The sequence below is a fragment of the Streptomyces sp. NPDC006365 genome, assembly GCF_042870755.1.
Lineage (GTDB): Bacteria > Actinomycetota > Actinomycetes > Streptomycetales > Streptomycetaceae > Streptomyces > Streptomyces xiangluensis.
Map to the genome: position 1 here is coordinate 54,840 of NZ_JBIAHS010000026.1, position 15,576 is coordinate 70,415.

General features: G+C 71.2%; 14 protein-coding genes and 1 pseudogene. 11 read left to right on the top strand and 4 right to left on the bottom strand.

Annotated elements, in window-relative coordinates; all coding sequences use genetic code 11:
• Positions 1–3: 3 nt before the first annotated feature.
• The 7 genes and pseudogenes from ACFYO0_RS41820 (at position 4) to ACFYO0_RS41850 (ending at position 7,408) form a co-directional block, all read left to right on the top strand.
• A complete protein-coding gene (locus ACFYO0_RS41820) occupies positions 4–2,133 on the top strand; it encodes a molybdopterin oxidoreductase family protein (RefSeq protein WP_388686849.1) in 2,130 nt (709 codons plus the stop codon).
• A gap of 186 nt (positions 2,134–2,319) precedes the next feature.
• Positions 2,320–2,706, top strand: coding sequence for a hypothetical protein (locus tag ACFYO0_RS41825; RefSeq protein ID WP_388686850.1), 387 nt, complete (start codon positions 2,320–2,322; stop codon positions 2,704–2,706).
• A gap of 272 nt (positions 2,707–2,978) precedes the next feature.
• A complete protein-coding gene (locus ACFYO0_RS41830) occupies positions 2,979–4,481 on the top strand; it encodes a 4-hydroxyphenylacetate 3-hydroxylase family protein (protein ID WP_388686852.1) in 1,503 nt (500 codons plus the stop codon).
• A 154-nt stretch (positions 4,482–4,635) separates the two neighbouring features.
• The gene (locus ACFYO0_RS41835) at positions 4,636–6,114 is read left to right on the top strand and encodes an AMP-binding protein (RefSeq protein WP_388686853.1); all 1,479 of its coding nucleotides are present in this window, start codon (positions 4,636–4,638) and stop codon (positions 6,112–6,114) included.
• A gap of 75 nt (positions 6,115–6,189) precedes the next feature.
• Positions 6,190–6,318, top strand: a pseudogene (locus ACFYO0_RS41840) (IS630 family transposase); the annotation flags it as partial.
• Between the two features lie 53 nt (positions 6,319–6,371).
• Positions 6,372–6,770 (top strand): serine hydrolase domain-containing protein, encoded by a 399-nt coding sequence (locus tag ACFYO0_RS41845; protein WP_388686854.1) that lies wholly within the window; start codon positions 6,372–6,374, stop codon positions 6,768–6,770.
• Positions 6,767–7,408, top strand: coding sequence for a serine hydrolase domain-containing protein (locus tag ACFYO0_RS41850; RefSeq protein WP_388686856.1), 642 nt, complete (start codon positions 6,767–6,769; stop codon positions 7,406–7,408). Before ACFYO0_RS41845 ends, ACFYO0_RS41850 begins: the two co-directional genes overlap by 4 nt.
• A 220-nt stretch (positions 7,409–7,628) precedes the next feature.
• Here the strand turns inward: ACFYO0_RS41850 and ACFYO0_RS41855 are convergent, their stop codons facing one another.
• From ACFYO0_RS41855 to rfbA, 3 genes are all read right to left on the bottom strand, one after another.
• Positions 7,629–9,008: an FAD-dependent oxidoreductase gene (locus ACFYO0_RS41855; RefSeq protein WP_388686857.1), complete on the bottom strand. Its 1,380-nt coding sequence runs from the start codon at positions 9,006–9,008 to the stop codon at positions 7,629–7,631.
• A 112-nt stretch (positions 9,009–9,120) separates the two neighbouring features.
• Positions 9,121–10,188, bottom strand: a complete 1,068-nt coding sequence (locus ACFYO0_RS41860) for a carboxymuconolactone decarboxylase family protein (protein ID WP_388686858.1) — start codon at positions 10,186–10,188, stop codon at positions 9,121–9,123.
• Between the two features lie 9 nt (positions 10,189–10,197).
• Complete coding sequence (gene rfbA / locus ACFYO0_RS41865; RefSeq protein WP_388686860.1) at positions 10,198–11,085, bottom strand: glucose-1-phosphate thymidylyltransferase RfbA; 888 nt, start codon at positions 11,083–11,085, stop codon at positions 10,198–10,200.
• A 218-nt stretch (positions 11,086–11,303) separates the two neighbouring features.
• On the opposite strand from rfbA, the gene ACFYO0_RS41870 reads away from it, so the two are divergent.
• A complete protein-coding gene (locus ACFYO0_RS41870) occupies positions 11,304–12,170 on the top strand; it encodes a putative sugar O-methyltransferase (protein ID WP_388686862.1) in 867 nt (288 codons plus the stop codon).
• Here the strand turns inward: ACFYO0_RS41870 and ACFYO0_RS41875 are convergent.
• A complete protein-coding gene (locus ACFYO0_RS41875; protein WP_388686864.1) occupies positions 12,122–12,739 on the bottom strand; it encodes a dTDP-4-dehydrorhamnose 3,5-epimerase family protein in 618 nt (205 codons plus the stop codon). The genes ACFYO0_RS41870 and ACFYO0_RS41875 overlap by 49 nt on opposite strands.
• Positions 12,740–12,842: 103 nt before the next feature.
• Here ACFYO0_RS41875 and rfbB point away from each other — a divergent pair, with 103 nt between their 5' ends.
• The 3 genes from rfbB (at position 12,843) to ACFYO0_RS41890 (ending at position 15,534) form a co-directional block, all read left to right on the top strand.
• Entirely contained in the window at positions 12,843–13,823 is a 981-nt protein-coding gene (rfbB, locus tag ACFYO0_RS41880) for a dTDP-glucose 4,6-dehydratase (RefSeq protein ID WP_388686865.1), read from the top strand.
• Positions 13,824–14,018: 195 nt separating this feature from the next.
• Positions 14,019–14,822, top strand: a complete 804-nt coding sequence (locus tag ACFYO0_RS41885; RefSeq protein WP_388686867.1) for a phytanoyl-CoA dioxygenase family protein — start codon at positions 14,019–14,021, stop codon at positions 14,820–14,822.
• Between the two features lie 229 nt (positions 14,823–15,051).
• On the top strand, positions 15,052–15,534 hold the full coding sequence (locus tag ACFYO0_RS41890) for a pyridoxamine 5'-phosphate oxidase family protein (RefSeq protein WP_388686869.1): 483 nt from the start codon (positions 15,052–15,054) through the stop codon (positions 15,532–15,534).
• Positions 15,535–15,576 lie beyond the last annotated feature (42 nt).

The following is a 15,576-nucleotide window of genomic DNA, read 5'->3' on the forward strand; positions in this document are numbered from 1 at the left end:
CACATGAGGACCGCGTACCGTACCTGCCCGTTGTGCGAGGCCGTCTGCGGCCTGCGCCTGACCCTCGACGGCGAACGCGTCGTCTCGGTGACCGGCGACAAGGACGACCCGTTCTCGAAGGGCTACATGTGCCCGAAGGGAGCCAGCCTGGGCCGCCTCGACGAGGACCCCGACCGGCTCACCAGCCCCATGGTGCGCGAGGGCGAATCCTGGCGCCGGGCCGACTGGGACGAGGCGTTCGCGTACGTGGCCCGTCGCCTGGACGCCGTCATCGCCGAGCACGGACGGGACGCCCTGGCCCTCTACTACGGCAACCCGACGTTCCACACCATGGCCGGCATCCTCTACCGGGGACCGCTGGCCATGGCGCTCGGCACCCGCAACGTGTTCTCGGCGAGCACCGTCGACCAGATGCCCAAACACGTGGCGTCCGGGCTGATGACCGGCGACCCGTGGGCGGTCGCGGTGCCCGACCTCGACCGCACCGACCACCTCCTGATCATCGGCGCCAACCCGGCGGTGTCCAACGGCTCCCTGTGCGCCGCACCGGACTTCGCCGGGCGGATGCGGCGGATCCGCGAACGTGGCGGGCGGATCGTGGTGGTCGACCCACGGCGCACCCGGACCGCCGAACTCGCCGACGAGCATGTGTTCGTACGGCCCGGCAGCGACCCCGCGCTGCTGTTCGCCATGGTGCACACCCTGCTCACCGAGGACCTGGACACGATCCGGGTCCCGGTGGCCGGGCTCGACCGGCTGCGTGAGCTCGCCGCCGCATTCACCCCCGAGCAGGTGGCCCCGTACTGCGGTGTCGACGCGGGCACGATCCGGCGGCTCGCCCGCGAGCTGGCCGCCGCGCCCACCGCCGCCGTCTACGCCCGCATCGGCACCTGCACTGCCGAGTTCGGCACCCTCGCACAGTGGCTCGTGGACGTCCTCAACGTCCTGACCGGCAACTTCGACCGGGCCGGCGGCGCGATGTACGCCAAGCCGGCCACCGCCGAGGTGCACAAGAGCCCCGAGCCGTTCACCGCCGGACGCTGGCACAGCCGGGTGCGCGGCTTTCCCGAGACGCTCGGCGAGTTCCCGGCCGCCACGATGGTCGACGAGATCGAGCAGCCCGGCCCCGGCCAGGTGCGCGCCCTCGTCACCGTCGCCGGCAACCCGGTCCTTTCCACCCCGGACGGCGACCGCCTCGACCGCGCCCTGGACGGCCTCGACTTCATGGTGGCCGTCGACCCCTACCTGAACGAGACCACCCGGCACGCCGACGTGATCCTGCCGCCGCCGCGCACCCTGCAGATGCCGCACTACGACTTCCTGATCTCCACCATCCAGGTGCGCAACTACGCCCGCTACTCACCGGCGGTGCTGCCGCTCGAACCGGGGCAGCGCAGCGAGGCCGAGATCATGGAGCGGCTCACACTGATCGCGATGGGACTGGGCGCGGAGGCCGACCCGTCGGGCCTGCCCGAGCAGATGCTGAGCCAGCTCATCGAGGCGATCCCGGTGACGACCCGCGCCGAACTGGAGGGGTACGACGGCCCCGACCTGCTGCTTGACGCCATGCTGCGGATGGGCCCGTACGGACTGACCCGGGAGAAGCTGCTCGGGCACCCGAACGGCCTCGACCTCGGCCCGCTCGAACCCCGGCTGGGCGAGATCCTCAAGACCCCGTCCGAGTGGGTCGAGCTGGCCCCCGGCCCGCTCGCCGAGGACACCGGCCGTCTGCGCGCCGCGATGAGCCGTCCCCCGGCGCCGATGGTGCTGATCGGGCGCCGCCACCTGCGCTCCAACAACAGCTGGATGCACAACGTGCCCCGGCTGACCGGCGGCACGAACCGCTGCACCCTGCAGATCCACCCGGACGACCAGGCCCGGCTCGGGCTCGGCGAGCGGGCCCGGATCACCTCGGCCTCGGGCGCGCTGGAGGTGGAGCTGGAGCCGACCGACACGATCATGCCGGGGGTGGTGAGCCTGCCGCACGGCTGGGGGCACCGGAACACCGGGCAGCGGCTGGCCGCGGACCGGGCCGGGGTCAACGTGAACGAGCTGACCGGCGGCGCGGTGGACGTGCCGTCCGGCAACGCGGTCTTCAACGGCGTGCCGGTCACGCTGAGCGCCTGCACCTGAACCCTCCGTCCACGCGACGAAACCCGGGCCCGCACACCCGGCCAAGGTCAGCCATCTGGAAGAGGGTGAGGCCCGCCCCGCCGTCGTAGTGTTCCGTCGACATTGCTGAATCAGGGGGGAAATAGGTTGAAGAGACGGCTGTTTCTGGTCGCGGGCGGATCGGTTCGGGCTCCATGATGCTGTTCCGTGGACTCGCCTCGTCCGCCGAACCCCGCCGCGTCCACCACACCCACCGCGCCCCATCCGCACGCGCACGGCCCGAGCCCGTCCGCGTCGCGCAGGTCGAAGCCGCTCCGCGTCGCGGCGTTCCAGGCGCGCATGCCGGTGCCGCCGGTCGCGAAGCCGGTCCGGCAGACGGAGGCCGGGGACGAGTACGAGGTCGAGGTGCGCCCCGCGCAGCTCGAACTGGCGCCGGGCGTCGTCACCGACGCCTTCACGTACGGCGGCGACTGGGTCGGCCCGACCATACGGGGCCGCACCGGCCGCCCCGTCAAGGTGACGTTCCGCAACAAGCTCGCCGTTCATGACGACGTATCACCCGACCATGATCCACCACGCAAGATCAACATTTGACGACAGGCCCTGAAGCTCCGCGCCCGAACTGCCGCCGTAGATCAGGGAGTTCATGGAGGTGCTCCGCGCTTTCACCGCTGAGCACCGGAGGAGATGCCGGGGCCCCGGAACCGGTGTGACGCTGACGGCATGACCGTCATCCCGCGCATGACCGAGTCGGGCACCACGCCGCCCTCCCTCCCTCGCCCCCTTCCCGCCCCATCCGAGCCGATCGAACGGGCCCGGGCCGTCGCGCCCGGGCCCGTCGCACGCCGACGTGCCGGGGCAGCACAGTGACCCGGCCGCTGACCGGGGACGAATACGTCGAGAGCCTCCGCGACGACCGTGAGGTGTTCCTCAACGGCGAGCGGGTCAAGGACGTCACCACACACCCCGCGTTCCGCAACCCGGTGCGGATGACCGCCCGGCTCTACGACGCGCTGCACGATCCGGCGCAGCGCGACGTGCTGACCGCCCCCACCGACACCGGCTCGGGCGGCTTCACCCACCCCTTCTTCCGCACCCCGCGCACCGTCGACGACATGGTCGCCGACCAGCGGGCCATCGCGGCCTGGGCCCGGATGAGCTACGGCTGGATGGGCCGCAGCCCCGACTACAAGGCGTCGTTCCTCGGCACCCTCGGCGCCAACTCCGGCTTCTACGCGCCGTACAGCGACAACGCCGAGCGCTGGTACCAGGAGTCGCAGGAGAAGGTGCTCTTCTGGAACCACGCCATCGTGCACCCGCCCGTGGACCGCAACCGCGCCCCCGACCAGGTCACCGACGTCTACATCCGGGTCGAACGCGAGACGGACGCCGGTCTCATCGTCAGCGGCGCCAAGGTGGTCGCCACCGGCTCGGCACTGAGCCACTACAACTTCATCGCCCACTTCGGGCTGCCGGTCCGCAAGAAAGAGTTCGCCCTGATCGCCACCGTGCCGATGGGCGCGGCCGGGGTGAAGCTGATCTGCCGCCCGTCGTACGGGGCGAACGCCGCCGCCGTCGGCACCCCCTTCGACTACCCGCTGTCGTCGCGGCTCGACGAGAACGACACCATCCTGGTCCTCGACCAGGTGCTGGTGCCCTGGGAGAACGTGTTCGTCTACGGCGACCTCGGCAAGGTCCAGATGTTCGCCGGCCTGTCCGGATTCTCCGAGCGCTTCACCTTCCACGGCTGCACCCGGCTCGCCGTCAAGCTCGAATTCCTCGCCGGCCTCCTCGCCAAGGCCCTGGAACTCACCGGCACCAAGGACTTCCGCGGCGTGCAGAGCCGCCTCGGCGAGGTGCTCGCCTGGCGCAACCTGTTCTGGGGGCTCTCCGACGCGGCCGCCCGCAATCCGGTGGAGTGGAAGAACGGCGCACTGCTGCCCAACCCGCAGTACGGCATGGCGTACCGCTGGTTCATGCAGGTCGGCTATCCACGGGTCAAGGAGATCATCCAGCAGGACGTGGCGAGCGGGCTCATCTACGTGAACTCCAGCGCCGACGACTTCCGCAGCCCGGAGATACGGCCCTACCTCGACCGGTATCTGCGCGGCTCGGACGGCTCGGACGCCGAACAGCGGGTCAAGGTGATGAAGCTGCTCTGGGACGCGACCGGCACCGAGTTCGGCGGCCGGCACGAGCTCTACGAGCGCAACTACGCCGGCAACCACGAGAACACCCGGGTCGAACTGCTGCGCGCACAGACCGCGACCGGCCTTCTCGACGGCTACAAGGCGTTCGCCGAACAGTGCCTGTCCGAGTACGACCTGGACGGCTGGACCGCCCCCGACCTGTGGGCACCGGAACGCTGAGAGCCCGCGGGGTGCCGGGGCGCGGACACCGGCTCTGAGAGCCTGCGGGCAGAAAAGGCAGAAACAGCGCAACCCCTCCTCGTATCGTGCTCTCTTCGCCCCGTGGGCACGCGGGGAGGAGACCCGCGGCCCGCCGTGGCGCCACGCTCACGGCATGACAACCGATGCCGTACACCACCTTGTCCGGCAGCGCGGGTCCGAAGGCGCTGCCCTGCGCTGGGACTCCGAGGAGTTCACCCCGGACGACCTGCACGACCGGTCCGCCCGCATCGCCGCCGCGCTCGCCGGTCTCGCCGGCCGCCCGGTCGCGGTACGGGTGCCGCCCGGACCGGACCGCTACGCGGCGCTGCTCGGCGTGCTGCGCGCCGGGGCGCACGTCGTCTGGTTCGACACCGGGGCCGCCGGTGAGCGCGCCCGGATGATCCTGGACGACGTCCGCCCGGCCGCGGTGCTGACCGCGGGTCCCCCGGACGACCTCGTCGCCTGGTACGCCGGGCACACCGGGACCGCACCCCTGGACGTGACGGAACTGCCCGCGGCGGCCGTGCCCGATCAGGAGGTCCGGCCCGACGACTGGGCCTACATCGCGCACACGTCCGGCTCCACCGGCCGCCCCAAAGGGGTGCCGCAGACGCACGCCGCGCTGGCCCAGTTCGGCCGCTGGTTCGCCGATGCCTTCGGCCTCGCCCCCGGCGTCCGGGTCGCCCAGTGGGTGCACCCCGAGCACGACCCGGCGATCTGCGAGACGTTCGCCGCCCTCCTTTCGGGGGCGACGCTGTGCCCCGTACCGCCGAAGATCCGCGCCCACCCGGCCCGGCTGCTCGACTGGCTCGCCGAGACGCGGGTCGACGTGCTCCAGACCGTCCCGAGCTTCGCGCGGGAACTGGCCCGCGCGAGCGACGGGCGGCCGCTGCCGGTGCGGCGACTGGTCCTGATGGGCGAGGCGATCCCGCCGGACCTCGTCGGGGCGCTGCACGCCGGGTCCCCGGACATCGAGCTGTACAACCTCTACGGCCCCACCGAGACGGTCGCCGCGACCTGGCACCGCATCCCGCGCGGCGCGGCCGGCCCGGTCCCCGTCGGCCGGGCCATTCCTGGCCGGGAGGTGCTGCTCCTCGACGACGCGGACCGCGAGGCGGACGAGGGCGAGATGGTGGTGCGCAGCCCGTACGTCACCCCGGGCTATCTGCGGGGCGGCCGCGAAGGTCCCGCGTTCCGTCCCGTCCCCGGGCGCGGCCCCGGCCCCTGGTACCGCACCGGCGACCGGGGCCGGAGACGGCCGGACGGACTCCTGGAGTTCCGCGGCCGGCATGACGCGCAGGTGAAGATCCAGGGCCACCGCATCGAACTCGCCGAGGTCGAGGCCGTCCTCGACGGGCACTCCTCGGTCGCCGAGTGCGCCGTGCTGGCCGCCCGCAACGACGACGGCCTCGTCACCTCGCTCATGGCGTACGTGGTGTCGCGGGAGGAGGAGCCGCCGCAGCGCCAGTGGCGGGCGTCCGTGCGGCAGCGGTTCGGTGACGTGCGGCTGCCGATCAGGTTCCGGATCGTGCCGGACGCGCTGCCGCGCACCGCGACCGGCAAGGTCGACGGTCGCCGACTGAGGGAGAGCCTGGGAGAGCTGGTGCTCTGACCGGGAAGGTTCGCCGGGGCGGTCTTCCGGGCGGTTGGACGCACGGTGACTTCCGCTCCGACTGCTGAGGGGGTGGTGGCTGAGTTTGTCCGCGTGCGCAGGTCGACCGACCAGGAAGGGCATGAGCTGCAGCAGATCGTGCGCCGAGGCAGGACCAGTTCGGTGCGCTGTCGGCGCGCGATGATGCTGCCGGCTTCGGCCGGCCCTTCACCCGCTGGCATCGCATCTGTCAGGGGCAGTTCAGGGTTGTGATCAGGGTGATCACTCATGGGCGACGGCGACTGCACGCAGCAGAGTTGGCGTTGTCAACAAGTCCCGTCAGCACAGGACATCCTCGACCGCCTGCCCGACGACGTCGTTGCGGGCGCGCTGGCAGACGGGACGGCGCCACCGCCACCGCCGGCCCGGTCACCGCTGACGCCCATGCCCGGATCGGCAGTGTCACCAAGGCGTTCACCAACACGGTGGTTCTCCAGCTCGTCGCCGAGCACCGGATCGGCCTGGACACACCGGCGCGAAGGTACATCCCCCAAGTGCTGCCCAAGGCGTACCACCGTGTCACCGTGCACCAGCTCCTCGACCACACGAGCGGCCTGCCCAGACCGCCCCCACCCCCGGCCCGGCCGACGGACCCGGATGGCAGCTCAAATCCGTGACGCCCGAAGACTTCTTGCGCGACATGTTCGCCGCAGCCACCGGCACCCCCCCCACCCCCGGCTCCGAGCAGCAGTACAACGGGCTCAACTCCTTCGTCCTCGGCCTGATCGTGGAGAAGGCCACCCGTCACTCCTTCACCACCGAACTGGAACGCAGAATCATCCGGCCGCGACACCTGCACCACACCAGCCTGCCCGACGCCGACGACCCGACGATCCCCTCGCCCCACGCGGTGGTGCACCTCGATGGGCAGGACGTGACCGAGCAGAGCCCGTACCCGTGGGCCGGGGGAGGCATGATCTCCACCGCCGCCGACCCGGACCGCTTCATGATCGCGCTGTTCCGGGGCAGCCTGCTCCCACCCGCCCAGCAGAAGCTGGCGTTCGAGGTGCCGAACGCGAAGAGCGCCGCCGGCAACTCGAACTGCGTCGGCCAGGCGGCCTGCTACAGCATCGGCGGACTCCTGCGCCACCAGCTCCCGAGTGGCGAGTACGCGTGGGGCAAGACCGGTTCCCGCCCCGGCTGGGACAACGGGTTCTTCGCCATCCGCGACCTCCGGCACCGCGTGGTGTACTCCCTGAACCCGACGGGGACCGGCAATGACCTCCTGTACATCAACGCCGGGCTCGCCGACTGACAGTCGGCCCCCACCCGGTCCGGTGCATGGCGACCGGCGCCCGGTCAACCCGGCGAACCAATGCGGTCACAGCACCAGAGAGGGGCTGGGGAGAGCTGAGGGGCAGCTGAGGGAAAGGGCCCGTCGTGCAGGGGAGGTTGCACGACGGGCCCTTTGTGGCGGACCGGCTGAGCTCAGCGCCTGCGTACGAACCCCGGGCGGGGGGCCCGTACGCGGGCTCTCAGCGCGTCCGGGCGAGAGCCGGCTGCCGCGGCCGGGCGGCGGCGGAGGACCGGGTGAAGGCGCCGCGCAGGACGCGCCACAGCACGGCCGGGCGCATCAGCGACTGCGGGGTGTCGACCATGCCGGCGGCCCGCAGGTACGCCGTGGTGACCTTCGGGTCCCGGGTCGCCGCCACCTGGACGAGCCGCAGGTAGCGCTGGACCATGCGCATCTTCAGGGATCGGTGGCCGGGCACGTCCGGGAAGTTCAGGTCGACCGTCGTGGTCATCTCCCAGGGCGCGTCGATGCAGTCGCGGGCCAGGTCGCGGAAGTACGCCGCCGGGTCGGGCTCACCGGCCGGGCGCAGGTGCTGGCGCAGTGTCAGCGCGGAGATCGCGGCCACGGTCATGCCCTGCGCGTACACCGGGTTGAAGCTGGTGACCGCGTCCCCGGTGACGACCAGGCCGGCCGGCAGCCGGGACATCCGCTCGTACCGGCGGCGCAGCGTGACCGGGTAGTGGAAGGGCACCGGCTGGTCGACCGGGCGGGCCGTCTCCAGGGCGTCGGCGATGTCCGGGATCGCCAGCGACCGGACGAACTCGTAGAAGCCCTCCTGGTCGGTCGGAGGGTGGTCGCCGAGCAGGCCGTACGTGGTCAGCTCGACCCGGCCGTGGTCGGTCTGCGTGAAGATCGCGCCACGCGGGGAACCCGGGTACGCGACCGGGATGATGGCCAGGTCGCCGCGCCACGGGTCGTCGTCCAGCTCGTAGTGCTGCGTGACGTACCCGAGGTTGATCTTGATGCGTTCCTCGGGGACCGTCCCGTAGCCGAACCGCTTCAGGATCGCCGGGGTCCGCGAGCCGCGGCCTGTGGCGTCGACGACCAGGTCGGCCTCGATGACCACCTCGCGCCGGTCGTCGTCCAGGTCGGACAGCCGGGCCCCGGTGATCCGGGAGTGGTCCGGCGTGGCTTCGAGGCCGACGATGTCGTGGCGTTCGACGAACCGCACCCGGGGCAGCCGCTCCACGCGCTCCCGCAGGTGACGTTCCATCAGCGGGGCCGTGGCCGGTACCGCGATGTAGCCGATGTCCTCACGGACCAGCGGCTGCCCGTTGAAGTACCAGCGGCACGAGCCGGCGTAGTCGCCGGTCGGGCAGCCGTCGGCGACGAGTTCGTCGATGAAGCCGGGGAACAGCTCCTCGGTGACCTGGAGGCCGCGGACGTGCATGGCGTTGATGTGCCGGCCCTGCGGGCGGCCCCGGCGCGGTCCCCGCTCGCCGACCAGCCGGTCACGGTCGACGATCAGGACCTCGTCGTACTGCTCGGTCAGGACGCGCGCGGCGAACAGGCCGGCGTAGCTGCCGCCGAGCACCAGCGCCCGGCGTGGCTTCTTGCCCATCGGTGGTCCACCCTTCCTCGTGGCCGCTCGGCCCGTTGGCGGCGGCGTGGGGCGCAGGGCGTCGAGGACTACGGAACCTCGCTGGATCCGCCCATGCGGTGGAGCGTCGCAGTCAGGCGGACGGCCCCACATCTTTCCGCGTGCCTTCCTGCGGTACGAGCCGGCCGACCGTCCGGCGGGCTGCGGAGAACGCCGCCCAGGAGGTCAGTTCGATCAGCTGCGCGTCGTCCGCGCGGCATTCCCCGACAAGCTCGGGGGTGACGCGGTAGGACGCGACGGCGGTCGTCAGCGCCAGGCGCGCGGCCGGCCGGTCCTGCGCGGGCAGCGGTTTGACCGCCTCCTCCAGCCACCCGGGGAAGTCCACCGGGGGAGTACCGGAGTCCGGGTCGTCGAGCCGGGCTTCGACCAGTGCACGCACCCCGGCCGGGACACTCCGCTCACCGGCGGCGGCGATGGCGGCGGCACCGCGGTGCACGGCCTCGGCGATGTGCGGTACGGGTGCGGCCCAGCCGGTGTCCGCGGGCGGCGCCGCCGGGGGCAGCAGGCCGAGCGACTCGCCCGGGGCGACCTGGACCCGGCCGAGCCGCCCCATGACCGAGGCCGCGGTGCGCCGCAGGACCCGTTCTGCGGGCTGCGGCACGGACGGCAGCGGCGAGTCCCGGAGGAACACGTTGACCATGCGGTTGATGTAGTGGAAGGTCAGCGCGACCCCGGCGAGTTCGGGCCGCTGTTCGGCCGGGAACGGCTCCGGCCCCCGGCCGGTCCGCGCCCAGCGGACCAGGGCGCGCAGCCGGGGGTCGGAGATTTCGTCGGTCCCGCCGGCCGCGATGCGGGCAGCGTCCGGTCCGGCGAGCAGTCCGGTCAGGGCGGCACCGTGCACGTCCACGCAGTACGGGCAGCGGTTGGCCAGCGACACGGCCGCGGCCACCGCCTCCTTGTCGGCGCGGTCGGCCAGGCCCGGTACGAGCAGCGTCTCCCGCAGGATGCTCCAGCACGCCGCGAGCACGTCGGGTGCCGCGGCGTGCAGGGCGAGCGGCGGGGCGAGCATCCCGAAGTCGGCCTCGACCTGACGGTAGACACGCGCCACGGGTTCGGCGGCGGCCCCCGGTGATATCGGCCGGACGAACCGGAGGTGCGCGGGCACGACGCGCCGGGTCGCCGTCCTGAGCAGTCTTCCCATGGTGGCCTCCTAAGCGACGGTGTGGGCGGCGAAGTTGTGGGCGATCTCGGTGAGGTAGCGGCCGTAGTCCGACTGCCACATGCGGGCGCCGAGTTCGTAGCAGGCCTCGGCGTCGATGTAGCCCATGCGCAGCGCGATCTCCTCCAGGCAGGCCACCCGCACCCCCTGCCGTTCCTGGATCACCTGCACGTACTGGCTCGCGGCGGTCAGGGTGTCGTGCGTCCCGCAGTCCATCCAGGTGTAGCCGCGGCTGAGCGGTACGAGTTTGGCCCGGCCCTGCCGCAGGTACTCCTGGTTGACGTCGGTGATCTCCAGCTCGCCGCGCTCCGAGGGCCGCAGCCCGGCGGCGATGCCGACGACGTCGTTGTCGTAGAGGTAGAGGCCGGTGATGGCCTGGTCGGAGCGCGGGCTGCGGGGTTTCTCGCAGATCGACAGCAGTCGGCCGGTGTCGTCGGTCTCGGCGATGCCGTACCGCCCGGGATCCGCGACGGAGTAGCCGAACAGCGTGCAGCCGTCGACCGCACGGGTCTCCCGCTGCAGCACGTTGTAGAAACCGGCGCCGTGGAAGAGGTTGTCGCCGAGGACCAGCGCGGACCGGTCGTGCCCGATGTGGTCGGCGCCGATCAGGAACGCCTCGGCGATGCCGCGCGGCTCCTTCTGCTCGGCGTAGCTGATGTTCAGGCCGAGCCGGGACCCGTCACCGAGCAGGTCCTGGATGTGCGGGACCACATCGGGGTTCGAGATGATCAGGATGTCCCGGACACCGGCCAGCATCAGCACCGAGACCGGGTAGTACAGCATCGGTTTGTCGTGGACGGCCAGCAGTTGCTTGGACGTCGCCAGCGTGAGCGGGTAGAGCCGTGTGCCGCTGCCGCCGGCGAGAACGATTCCCTTCACCTTCCGCTCCGTTCGTCGAGTCGGATCTGGCGGAGACGCAGGCTCCGAGTATGTGGCGGGCGTCCCGCGGCCGGGTCTCCTGGAATGCGGTCTGCACATGCCCCGCGAGGTGGCCCGGCGGTGCGCATTCTCAAAGGCGTGACCCGCCGGGGAATGGCGTGATACTCCACTCCGCCGGGCCGCCCAGGCCCATCACCCTCATCGAGGAGGCTTCGACGATGATCGTCGAGCAGGACACCGAGGCACTGCAGGGATTCCGGGCCGATGACGCCAACTTCAGGCTGACGCTGTGGGATCCGCGGACCAACGGGGTGCGCTACCTGAAGACGCTGCTGTACAGCGCCGCCGGCCGGCTGAGCCCGCTGGAACGGGAGCAGCTGCGCCGCATCAGCCACCGTGACGTCGGCGGCCCGATCACCGTCCGGCACGGCGGCGAAGAGATCGACATGGACTACCTGCGGGCGGTGCAGGAGGTCGGCTACCTCGCCGAGCGGGTCCGGCTGGACGGCGCGCGGATCGTCGAGATCGGCGCCGGGTACGGCCGTACGGGCCATGCGCTGATGACCGCCCACGACGTCGCGGAGTACCACATCGTCGAGCAGGAGGAGTCGCTGCCGCTGGCCCGCGCCTACCTGCGCACGGTGCTCGACCCCGAACAGTTCGCCAAGGTGTCGTTCCACTCGGCCACGGACGCCGCGGACACCTTCCCGTACGACGTCGACCTGGCCATCAACATCGACTCGTTCGCCTGCATGCCGCCGGACGCGGTACGCGGCTACCTCCGGCTCGTCGACGAGCGGTGCCGGGCGTTCTACGTCAACGGGCCGGTCGGCAAGTTCCTCGACAAGGAGCTGGACAACCACGCGCGGGGCGCCGACGAGGTGGCCACCGCGCTGAGCAACGGACTGCTGACCGAGGTCATCGACATCTTCGACAGCGAGGCCGTGCACGAGCAGTCCCGCCGGTTCGTGTCCGTCTACGCGCCGGGCGACCGCTGGGAGTGCGCCGCCGAGGCCGCCACACCGGTGTGGAGCTACTACTGGCAGGCGCTGTACCGCTCCTCCAAGCGGCGGCACACCGCGTAGTCCGGGAGCAAACCGGCGTCCAGCGCCTCGTCGACACTGGGCGCCGCCTGGTCGCGCGGCGACAGAACGGGCTCGATGTCGCCGGGGATCGGCAGCGCGAGCCGCGGGTCGAAGGGATCGAGCGCCAGCTCGTTCTCCGGCCGGTACTCCAGCGACAGCAGGTAGTTCATCACCGTGTGGTCCTCCAGGGCGACGAACAGGTGGCCCACCCCGAGCGGGAAGTACAGCGCCGGGCTGTCCTCCCGGCCGAGCTCCACGACGTCGTAACTCCCGAACGTCGGCGAGCCGACCCGCAGGTCGACCACGAAGTCCAGGGCGCGGCCGTGCGCACAGTAGACGTACTTGGCGGTGCCCGGCGGGGTCGCGGTGTAGTGCAGGCCCCGCACCGCACCGCGGCGCGAGACGCTGAAGTTGACCTGGGCCACCGGGAAGAGCGGATGTCCGGCCGCGGGCGTGAACGCCGACGACCGGAACGGCGTACGGAAGACACCGCGCTCGTCGGGGAACGACGGCACGGCGAAGGCCAGGGCACCGCCCACCAGCCGGGTGGGCGTGGTCTCGTCAGTCACCGCACCAGGGTCACCGAGCCACGCGCGACGGGGCCACTCGCCGATTGCGGGCCGTGGCACGCTGAGAGATGCCCGCGCGGCGACCGGCGGCGACGATCAGGACATGGATCGGATTCTGGTCACCGGCGGGGCAGGCTTCATTGGCTCGCAGTACGTCCGCGCGCTGCTCACGGACGACAGCCCGCCCGCGACGGTCACCGTGCTCGACAAGCTGACCTACGCGGGCCGCCTCGACAACCTCGCCCCCGTCGCGCAACCCCCCTCGTTCCGCTTCGTGCAGGGCGACATCTGCGACGCCCCTCTGGTCGACACCCTGGTGGCCGAACACGAGCAGATCGTGCACTTCGCGGCGGAGTCGCACGTGGACCGGGCGATCGCCGACGGCACTGCCTTCGCCCGGACCAACGTGCTCGGCACCCAGACCCTCCTGGAGGCCACCGCCCGCCGCCACGGCGACGCCGCCGTGTTCGTGCACGTCTCGACCGACGAGGTGTACGGCTCGGTGCCCACCGGCAGCAGCAGCGAGCGGGACCTCCTCGACCCGAGCTCGCCGTACTCGGCGACCAAGGCGGCGAGCGACCTGCTCGCACTCGCCTACCACCGCACCCACGGCGTGGACGTGCGGGTCACCCGGTGCGCCAACAACTACGGCCCCTACCAGCACCCGGAGAAGTTCATCGCACGGTGCATCACGAACCTGCTCGACGGCGGGGACGTACCGCTGTACGGCGATGGGCTGAACGTGCGGGACTGGCTGCACGTGGCCGACCACGCCCGGGCGCTCGACCTGGTGCGCACCAAGGGCGCGGCCGGCGAGATCTACAACATCGGCGGCGGCACCGAGCTGCCCAACCGGGAGATCGCCGAGCGGCTGATCGCGCTCTGCGGCCGGGGCCGCATCCACCGGGCCGCGGACCGCCCCGGCCACGACCGGCGCTACTCGGTGGACTGCTCGAAGATCGCCGGCCTGCTGGGGTTCGTGCCCCGGCACGACTTCGACACGGGCCTCGAACAGACCGTGCGCTGGTACGCCGACCACCGCGCGTGGTGGGCGTCGCCGACCACCGGGAAATCCGTCGGCTGAGCGTGCGCGGCTCCGCAATCAGAGAGATGACCCCGGGTGGCATGCCGACGACTATGGGATTTCGCCCCGAAGTTCGGGGAATTTCGGTGCCGGATGTCGATGAGGGCACATGGACCGGCCCTTTCCGGCGCGCTTGCGACGACCGGCCGTCGAACAACCGGGACAGAAGACAATCTTTCGGAGGTGTCGCCAGCCATGGCACTGGCCACGCAGGACATTGAGATCGCTCAGGTCGAATACGGGACTTCCGGATATCATCGCCATATCGAGTCGCTCAGCGCCGATGAAGTAGGCAGAATCCGCGACAGCATCGACCGGATCAGCCGTCAGACCCGGCCCGAGGTGGTGTTCGAGAAGGACACCGAGGTCGTACGGGCGGTCCACGGCTGCCATCTCTTCGACGAGACGAGCGCGCGGCTGGTGCGGCATCCGCTGCTCCTCGGCCTGGCCGAGTCGATCATCGGCGAGCCGGTCTACGTCTACCAGTTCAAGGTCAACCTGAAGCAGCCCTTCGAGGGCGCGGCCTGGCCGTGGCACCAGGACTACACGTTCTGGCGGAACGAGGACGGCATGGCCGACGACCGTGCGGTCAACATCGCCGTCCTCCTCGACGACACCCACGAGGGCAACGGCCCGCTGCAGGTCCTGCCGGGAACCCACGAGCTGGGGCTGGTCGAGACGGCCGGCCGCGCGGGGCGTTCGGGCGACTGGCGCCAGCACGTCGCGGCGGACCTCGAGTACACGGTCCCCGATGACGTCGCGGAGCGGCTGCGGGAGGAGTACGGCAAGGAGCTGATCGTCGGCCCGGCCGGCTCGGTCTTCGCCTTCCACCCCAGCATCGTGCACGCCTCGTCGTCGAACCGTTCCCCGGACCGCCGGGCGATGCTGCTGATCACCTACAACGCGGTGAGTAACGCCCCACGTTCGTCGCCGCGCCCGGAATTCCTGGTCAGCAAGGACACGACACCGGTGACCGCATTCGCCGGCACCACTCTTTGAGAGCCTGCGCCCGAATCCCCGCCGCCTGACATTCGGTCAGGCGGCGGGGGCTCAGGCATGGGCTCTGCTCTTGCGTGTCAGTGAACGGGGAAAACTCCGGCCCGTCGGCCCGGAGAACGACCGGCGAATACCGGGGCATGTCCGGATCCCCGGGAAAGAACCTCCCCGGAAAGGAAACCTCCGCGGAACCAATCGGCATTGACGGCGTCTCAGCTGTACGGTCTACGTCATGGACATGGAGAAACTGATAGCCGAGGGCCGGGCCCTCATCGACAGAAACTGTTTCATGACCCTGGGAACCGCGAACGCCGACGGCGAACCCTGGGCGTCCCCGGTCTACTACGTGGCCGACGGATACGCGACGTTCTACTGGATCTCGTCCCCCGAGGCGACCCAGGTCCGCAACATCGCGGCACGGCCCCAGGTCGGCATCGTGGTGTTCAACTCGCAGCAGGTGCCGGGCTCGGACGAAGCGGTGTACATGTCCGCCACGGCGTGCGAGCTGACCGGGGACGAACTGGACCGGGGCCTGGAGATCTACCTGGACAAGGCACCGTTCAGCCGGGGCCCCGAGGTCTTCCGGCCCCCCGGACGGTACCGGGCGTACCGGGCCACGGTGACCGAACACTTCATGCTCTGCCCGCAGGCGTCCAGCGAGCCCTGCCCCGAGCACGGCCGTGTCTCCGACCACCGCATGGCAGTGTCCCTCTGACGCCGAGCCTCTGACGCCGAGCCCTCAACACCGGGGCCGCCC